Raw genomic sequence first — 2,142 nt, forward strand, 5'->3', positions numbered from 1 at the left:
GTTGCCCTCATGATCGCAAACCAGACCAGCCCCCGCGTCTTTGACAGCATCCGTATGCGGATCGTGGACGCCTTTGCCCCTGTCCTGGCCATTATGGCCAGCCCGGTCGACACCGCCGTACAGGCCATGAACAGCCTGCGGAACATGGGGAATGTCTACAGCCAGAACCGCGTACTGCAGGATGAGGTCCGGCGCCTGAAGGAGTGGCAGGGTCTGGCGGCGCGTCTTGAGGCTGAAAACCGCTCGCTGCGCACCCTTCTGAATGTTCCGGCGGACCCCCTGTATCACCAGACCACAGCCCGCATTGTTGCCAGTCCGGGCGGGGGTTTCCAGAAAAGCCTGGTGGCGATGGCGGGTCTGGAAGACGGTGTGGACAGGAATCATCTGGCAGTCACAGATCAGGGACTTGTGGGCCGCGTCATTGAATCCGGCCGCCGGTCCTCGCGTATCCTGCTGCTGACGGACATCGTATCCCGTGTTCCCGTCCTGGTGGGTGAAAACCGGCATCCGGCTGTCCTGGGTGGCACAAATGGCCTGCGGCCCCGGCTGTTCCACCTGCATCCGGATACCGTGATCCGGGAAGGGGACCGGATTGTCACCTCGGGTGAAGGGGGGCTGTTCCCCCGGGACATTCCCGTGGGTGTTGTGGCCGCCACCACCAGCCAGGAGGTCGGGCTTCTGGCAGATCCGGCCCGGCTGGACTTTGTCCGCATCCTGAAGACAGCCATGCCTGCAGGCACGCCCTGACCCGGAGATCACCATGCGTCCTGCCCTGGGCTATGCGGAAAGAGCGGGAAAGGGCCTGGCGCCCGCAGCCCTGACAGTTCTTCTTGTTCTCATTTCTGCCCTGCCCTTTCCCCTGGCGGCCCTGGAGGACATCATGCCGTTCTGGGGACTGATGGCTGTTTTTTACTGGGCTGTATTCAGGCCGGACCTGCTTCCTGTCTGGGCTGTCTTTCTGGCAGGCCTGCTGGAAGATGCCCTCTCCGGAAGCCTGTTCGGGCTGCACGCCCTTGTCTTCACGGGAAGTTACTGGATTGCCCTGTCCCAGCGGCGGCTTTTCACCGCCGGATCCTTTTTCATGCTGTGGACCGGATTTGGCATTGTGACCACAGGAAGCGCGCTTCTGGTATGGGCGATAACCAGCCTGGCCAGGGGCGTTGTTTTCCCCCCGGGTATCATTGTAGCCAAAACCATGACAACCGTGGCGGTTTTCCCCTTGCTGGCCCAGGGCCTGATCCGGGTCCAGCGCAGTCTGGCGCGGGACGAAGACCCATGACAGCGGCTGACAATGACCGCCTGCCCCTGCTGACCCGGCGGACCCTGGTTCTGGGGGGAATAAAATCGGCCCTGCTTCTGACCATCCTGGGAAGGCTCTTTTACCTGCAGGTCCTGCAGTCTGACCGCTATCGCACACTGGCAGAGGATAACCGGATCAGCCTGAAGCTGATTCCCCCCACCCGCGGCTATATCCTGGACAGGGCCGGCAAGCCCATGGCCACAAACCGGCAGGGTTTCCGGGCAGAGCTTGTCCCGGAACAGGCCGGCAAAAAAACTGGTGCTGTCCTGGAGCGCATGACCGCACTCCTGTCCCTGACGGAAGAGGATCTGGAAAAGATCCGCAGGGACATGAAAAAACAGCGGCGCTTTTTCCCGGTGGTGCTGGGAGAGGATCTGGACTGGAAACAGGTTTCGGCCATAGAACTGGCCATTCCGGATCTTCCCGGTGTCTCCATCACAGCAGGGGAGATGCGACATTATCCCGCCGCGGACCTGACAGCCCACCTGACGGGATACGTGGGCGCGGTTTCTGAATCCGATCTGGCCCAGGGGCAGGAAGACAGCCCTGTCCTGTCCCTGCCCGGCTTCCGGATCGGCAAGAACGGCGTGGAGCGTGAAAACGACACAGTCCTGCGGGGAACGGCCAGCGGGGCCCAGCTGGAAGTCAACGCCCTGGGACGCGTGGTGCGCGAGCTGTCGCGGGATGAGGGGGAGCGGGGCCGGAAAGTCACGCTGGAGGCCGATCTGGACCTGCAGCAGTTTGTCCAGAAGCGGCTGGCTGAACAGGTCAGCGCCGCCGCTGTTGTGCTGGATATCCACACGGGCGGGATCCTGGCCCTGGCCTCCTGGCCTGCCTATGAT

At 62.7% G+C, this 2,142-nt stretch carries 3 protein-coding genes; all 3 read left to right on the forward strand.

Annotation, left to right across the window (positions count from 1 at the left end):
• The coding region (mreC, locus tag M3O22_09260) for a rod shape-determining protein MreC (protein MDP9196927.1) at positions 1-747 on the forward strand (747 nt) is incomplete at its 5' end.
• A gap of 13 nt (positions 748-760) precedes the next feature.
• A complete protein-coding gene (mreD, locus tag M3O22_09265; protein ID MDP9196928.1) occupies positions 761-1,279 on the forward strand; it encodes a rod shape-determining protein MreD in 519 nt (172 codons plus the stop codon).
• The coding region (locus M3O22_09270; protein ID MDP9196929.1) for a penicillin-binding protein 2 at positions 1,276-2,142 on the forward strand (867 nt) is incomplete at its 3' end. The genes mreD and M3O22_09270, both read left to right, overlap by 4 nt.

The organism is Pseudomonadota bacterium, assembly GCA_030775045.1.
Lineage (GTDB): Bacteria > Pseudomonadota > Alphaproteobacteria > JALYJY01 > JALYJY01 > JALYJY01.